This is a genomic window from Salinivibrio sp. ML290 (assembly GCF_001995695.1).
GTDB classification, from domain to species: domain Bacteria; phylum Pseudomonadota; class Gammaproteobacteria; order Enterobacterales; family Vibrionaceae; genus Salinivibrio; species Salinivibrio siamensis.
In genome coordinates, this window is the sequence record NZ_MUEY01000006.1 from 160,493 (window position 1) to 166,863 (window position 6,371).

The window sequence follows — 6,371 nt, forward strand, 5'->3', positions numbered from 1 at the left end:
GGCTCTAAGGAAAGCTGACCACTTATCAGCTTTAAAAACGCTATCATCCACTGCGAAATTAACGTCTAGGAAAGAATCATGAAACGAGCTGTCATTACAGGCATGGGGATTGTTTCCAGTATTGGTAACAACGTCAAAGAAGTGCTGGAGTCGCTCAAAGCGGGAAAATCTGGCATTAACTTTTCTCAGCAGTTTGCAGATATGAAGCTGCGCAGCAATGTTTGGGGTGATCTCAAACTCAACCCCGCCGACCATATTGATCGCAAAAGAATGCGCTTTATGGGTGACGCGGCGGGTTTTGCCTACCTAGCGATGGAACAGGCAATCGAAGACTCGGGCTTAGCCCCTGAGCAGGTTTCTAACCCACGAACTGGTTTAGTTGCCGGGTCGGGGGGCGCGTCATCCGTTAACCAAGTTACCGCCGTTGATACATTGCGCGAGAAAGGGGTTAAACGTGTTGGCCCTTACATGGTGCCGCGCACCATGTCATCAACTGTTTCAGCGTGTTTGGCGACTCCGTTCCAAATCAAAGGGGTGAACTACACCATGAGCTCTGCATGTGCGACTTCGGCACATTGTATTGGCCATGCCCTAGAGCTGATTCAACTGGGTAAACAAGATGTGGTGTTTGCCGGTGGCGGTGAAGAGCTGGATTGGTCGCTTACCATGATGTTTGACGCGATGGGAGCCCTTTCAACCAAATACAATGATGATCCGCAAAAGGCATCACGCACCTATGACGCGGACCGGGACGGTTTCGTCATTTCAGGTGGCGGCGGCATGCTGGTCGTGGAAGAGCTGGAGCATGCGTTGGCGCGTGGTGCGACCATCTACGGTGAAATTGTCGGTTACGGTGCAACGTCTGACGGGTATGACATGGTGGCACCGTCGGGTGAAGGCGCTGTGCGCTGTATGAATATGGCGATGCAAGATGTGGATGGTGAGGTTGATTACATCAATACGCATGGTACATCAACGCCTGTGGGTGATGTGAAAGAGCTAGGCGCAATTCAAGAAGTATTTGGCGGTAAGAGCCCAGCCATTTCTGCGACTAAGTCAATGACAGGTCACGCGCTCGGTGCTGCTGGTGTGCACGAAGCCATCTATTCAACCTTGATGCTTGAACAAGGCTTTGTCGCGCCAAGTATCAATGTGGAGAACTTGGATCCCGCGGCTGAAGGGTTAGATATTGTGACCCAACCGCGAGAGCAAGCACTGACGCGCGTGATGTCGAACAGCTTTGGGTTCGGTGGTACCAACGCCACCTTGGTGATTGAAAAGTATCGCGGCTGATCCCGCGCCTGTTTCCAGGTTTGCAGAGAGACTCTGCCATCAGACACGGATCATTATCGTTGAGAGCCGTTAATGGTCTTTTCAGGTCCTGGATTTACCCGGCTTCGGCCGGGTTTTTTTATGCCTGAGGCCACCCGGTAAGCCGGGGTAACCCGCTCAGCTGAAGGGTGTTTTCTTACCGTGAGACAGATACAATAACCTTCTCGCATTTAGCATCCGATAAGCGATGCACCGACTCACATAGGACGTTGAACGTGAAAATTGTCGTAGACGAAAACATGCCTTATGCCCAAACCTTGTTTAGTCAATTGGGTGAGGTGGTTGCATTACCCGGGCGCGCAATCCGTGCCGCGGATTTAATCGATGCTGATGCATTAATGGTGAGAAGCGTCACGCAAGTGAACCATGCGCTGATTGACGGTGCCACCCGTCTGCGTTTTGTCGGTTCAGCCACCGCTGGTGAAGATCATCTTGATTTTAACGCCTTGCACGCACAAGGCATCCATGGCACGGCAGCGCCAGGTTGTAATAAGGTTGGGGTCGCGGAGTATGTGATCAGTGCTTTATTGGTATTGGCACAACAGCAAGGGTTTAAATTGACCGACCGCACAGTCGGTATTATTGGCGTGGGTCATGTGGGGGACTACTTGGCTGCGCGGCTTGCGGCACTTGGGATTAAAACCTTACTTTGCGACCCACCTCGTCAGGCTCGAGAGAACCTTGCTGACATGGTGGACATTGACACTCTGATCGCAAAATCGGACGTGGTCACTTTCCATACGCCTTTGACCACGACTGGTGAGCACCCCACTTACCACCTCATGAATCAAGCTCGGTTAGAGGCGCTCGCGTCAGGCAGCATTTTGATAAATGCTGCGCGTGGTCCGATTGTTGACAACCATGCACTTAAAGCGCGGTTAGCACGAGGCGACATTGATGCGGTGTTGGATGTTTATGAACATGAGCCTGAGGTCGACCTTGCCCTTATGGACCAGCTCACGTTTGCTACACCTCATATTGCAGGCTATGGTCTGGAAGGAAAAGCCCGCGGTACCACCATGGTCTTTAACGCACTGTGTGAACACCTTGACCTGCCTCATCGTGTGCATGCCAGTGAGCTGCTGCCCACGGCGCCGATTCCACAGGTTGCCTTGGCACAGCCGTGGCAACAAAGCGATCTGATGGCACTGACCCAATTGGTCTACGATATTCGCCGAGATGACAGTGATTTTCGTCGTGCCATGCATACCGCAGGTGATGACAAACAGGCTCAGCGTACAGCCTTTGACCAATTGCGAAAAAATTACTGGGATCGACGCGAGTACAGTGCGATCACGGTAGCCGGACAGGCTGATTTCGGGTTACAGTCGCTGGCTAAGCTGGGCTTTAGTATTGAGGAGCATGCATGACACAAGCATTTGACGTTGCCATTTTGGGCGCAACCGGTGCGGTAGGGCGCACCATGATCGAGATTTTAGAAGAGCGCGATTTTCCCATTGGCACGCTACACCTCCTCGCCAGTGAGCGAAGTGCAGGTGAAACCATTAGCTTCAAAGGTGAGAGCTTGCGTGTGCAAAATGTCGACAAGTTTGATTGGACACAGGTTCAGCTTGGCTTGTTCTCGGCGGGCGCACAGGCTTCTGCGCACTGGGCGCCGATTGCAGCAGATGCGGGCGTCGTCGTTATCGATAACACGTCGCAGTTCCGCTATGACTTCGACGTACCCTTGGTGGTGCCTGAGGTGAACGCCGCCGCGATTGGTGACTTTCGTAACCGTAATATTATTGCTAACCCAAATTGCTCGACGATTCAGATGCTGGTGGCATTAAAACCTATTTACGATGCCGTCGGTATCGAACGCTTAAATGTGTCTACCTACCAATCGGTCTCTGGGTCAGGGAAAGCAGGCGTCGATGAGCTTGCCGGACAGACGGTTAAATTGCTTAATAGCCAAGATGCGGAGCCTGCACTATACAGCAAGCAAATTGCCTTTAATTGTTTGCCCCAGATTGATCAGTTTATGGAAAATGGCTACACCAAAGAAGAAATGAAAATGGTGTGGGAAACCCAGAAAATTCTTGCCGATGAGATGATAGGGGTTAACCCTACTTGTGTGAGAGTGCCCGTGTTTTACGGTCATGCTGAAGCTGTGCACCTTGAGTGCCGTCAACCGATTGACGCGACGGAAGCGGTGGCAATCTTGAGTCAGCATGAACATATCGAGGTCTTTGAAGGGGAAGACTATCCCACCCAGGTGAAAGAAGGCACTGGCTCAGATAAAGTGCTCGTCGGGCGTATTCGCAATGATATCAGCCACCCTAATGGACTCAACCTCTGGGTGGTGGCAGACAATGTGCGTAAAGGCGCAGCGACGAACTCAGTGCAAATTGCTGAAGTACTGGTTCGCGATTACCTTTAATCAACAAGCCTATGATCCGTAAAAGAGCGTGATAGCCCGCCCATCACCACACTAGGTTGATTGATACCCCATCCGTTGATGGGGTATTTTTTTAGGCATTAAATTTGCAAAGATGGACGATACGCGACGTGTGACGATGCTATCATCGAGTCAAAACTGAGGCAGAGCGCCCACAGTTTGATCGCGCAACACACTTTTATATCACCAAACTACAGTTTTTAGCATGGCTTCCGATATAGTTAGATATTTAGTGAGGCCATTTTTGCCATAAGGGAGTGCGGGTGTGTCCAACGCACAGCAAAGTGAACAGTCTTCTTCTCAAACTCGATTGACCAAAACCCCGCATCGCGTTAAGCGGCATCTCATTGCCGTCGCAGGGGTATTGGCGGTTGCGCTTGTCAGTGTTTCAACGGTGCCGGTCGAAGCGGCAATACGCATTCTTGGTCCGCAAGATGAAATGGCGGCCGAAACCGCCTCGCCCCAACCGACGCCAGCGGTTGCATCGGCACAACAATATGGCCCAACTGGGGCCAACGAAACCTTGTGGTCGATTGCGACTCAAATGCGTCCTAATACGCAAGTAAGTGTGTATCAGACGCTCGGTGCGATTTTTCGTCTTAATACCGACGCATTCACCAACAACAATATTCATAGCTTGCAGCCGGGTAGCACCTTAGTGATGCCGACGCTGACGCAAATTGAGCGAGAAAGCACCCAGGACGTGATCAATCGGCTTGAAATTGATGAAGCGCGTAAGCAAGCCCAAAATACCACGCCCCTGAGCGAACAGGTTGAGCAACCGAGTCCACAACCACAGTCAGCACAAGCCGATAATAACCAAGCTGCGCAGACCCAACCAGCGCCAAATAGCGAAGACGCGTCAGACGCCCAACCTAGTGGTGAGAGCTCGACAGCGAGCGCCCCAGAGCCACAAGTGGTACAAAACTTACAGTCTCAGCTGCAAGCCTCTGATCAAGAGATGACTCGCCTGGTTGAGAGCAATCATGTGCTCAAGGTCCGTCTGTCTGAAGTGCAGCACGAGTTGAGCGCGTTAAAAGAACAGGTAAGTGGTGATGCCGAGCTTAATAAAGAGATCCGAGCATTTTTAGAAACCCAACGTCAGCAACAGGTGGCAAAGGATACCCAACCCCCATCCGCGGTTGAATCTTTACTTGATAGCCCATTATTGCTTGCCATGTTGGCCATCATTCCTGGGGCCTTGATTGCAGGCGCGATATTCTTCTTCCTCGCACGTCGTAGAAAGCAAGAGGAAGACGCGGAAGAGCCTGCGGCGCTGGATCATGATGATATGGACGATATGCCTGTGGTCATGGTGCCCGATCCGGATGACGATGAAGGCGATGTTGACGATCCGCAAGATGACGATGAGCTAGAGATCACCGATGACGATAAGGGATACGAGGATGTCGCGTTTGGCGATGATACCGACCTGGACGATCTGGATCTTGATGACGAACTCGATGACATGGCTGGCAATGAATCGAGTGTCGCGCCCACCAGCGATGATGCTATCGGTCTTGAAGACATGGAGCGCGCGCTGGATGAACTGGCAGATGCGCCGCCGGCTGATACGGAAAGCGCCGCCGATGACACATCATCCGATGATGACAGCGAATTAGAAACGGGCGAGGCAGAGCAACCTGAAGAGGAAATGAGTGCTGATGAAGCACTTGCCGCAGAGTGGGCCAAAGCGCTCGAAGAAGGCAATGACAGTGATGTCGACGATATCGATGCCTTGTTGGCAGGCGAAACGGGTGAAGACACGACTGCCGATGAGGTCTCCGCTGCTGATGAGCCTGAGGACGAAAATACCGAGACCAAAGAACAGGCTTCACAAGAGAACGAAGACAATGACGAGCAAGCGCCTAATGACGCCTTGTTTGACTCGGTGCTGGACGATGAGCCTGAGCTGGATTTAAGCCAAGATATTGACTTATCAGATGATGATAACGATGACGATGCCGTTTCTCTTGATAACACGACAGAGTTGCTTGATGAACTTGTCGGTGATGAAGAAGACGAGGACAGCTGGCTAAATGAAGGGGATGATACCGAGGACGAATTCGATGAAAGTAGTGATGCATTACTGGATGAAGTCTTAGACAAAGATGATGATCCTCATCTAGAAGATTCTGACGCTTTACTAGAAGAAGTGTTGGGGGATGACGATGAACCAGACCCACTCGCTGACGAGGACGATCCGGCACTGTGGGGAGAAGAAGATGACAGTGATCCGAACGAAGCGGAGCTCGAGCAACTTCTTTATGCGTCGGATGAGCAAGCAGAAGAAACACCTACAAGTGATCAAGGCTCAGAGACGCGCGTCGAGCAAGACAACGATGCCGACGACGAGCCGCAAGCAGAGTTAAATGAAGATGACGCACCGGCGGACGAGCCAGCTGAGCCAGAGGCTACTCGCGAGGCAGATGAAACGGCTGACGAGGACGCTGACGACGAGCCGCAAGCACAGTTAAATGAAGATGACGCACCGGCGGACGAGCCAGCTGCACCAGAAGCGACTAGCGAGGCAGATGAAACGGCTGACGAGGACGCTGACGACGAACCGCAAGCCGAGCTAAACGAAGACGACGCACCGGCGGACGAATCGGGCACGCCAGAAGTTAGCGGCGAGGAAGAT

Annotated in this window: 4 protein-coding genes; all 4 read left to right on the forward strand. The window is 52.0% G+C overall.

Annotated features, from left to right (window positions below; all coding sequences use genetic code 11):
- Positions 1–78 precede the first annotated feature (78 nt).
- A complete protein-coding gene (gene fabB / locus BZG23_RS07590) occupies positions 79–1,293 on the forward strand; it encodes a beta-ketoacyl-ACP synthase I (RefSeq protein WP_046074899.1) in 1,215 nt (404 codons plus the stop codon).
- Positions 1,294–1,547: 254 nt separating this feature from the next.
- Positions 1,548–2,702: a 4-phosphoerythronate dehydrogenase gene (locus BZG23_RS07595; RefSeq protein ID WP_046074898.1), complete on the forward strand. Its 1,155-nt coding sequence runs from the start codon at positions 1,548–1,550 to the stop codon at positions 2,700–2,702.
- Positions 2,699–3,712: an aspartate-semialdehyde dehydrogenase gene (locus BZG23_RS07600; protein ID WP_046074897.1), complete on the forward strand. Its 1,014-nt coding sequence runs from the start codon at positions 2,699–2,701 to the stop codon at positions 3,710–3,712. Before BZG23_RS07595 ends, BZG23_RS07600 begins: the two co-directional genes overlap by 4 nt.
- Positions 3,713–3,995: 283 nt before the next feature.
- Positions 3,996–6,371, forward strand: a 2,376-nt coding sequence (locus BZG23_RS07605) for a FimV/HubP family polar landmark protein (RefSeq protein WP_338013043.1), incomplete at its 3' end; no start/stop codon positions are given.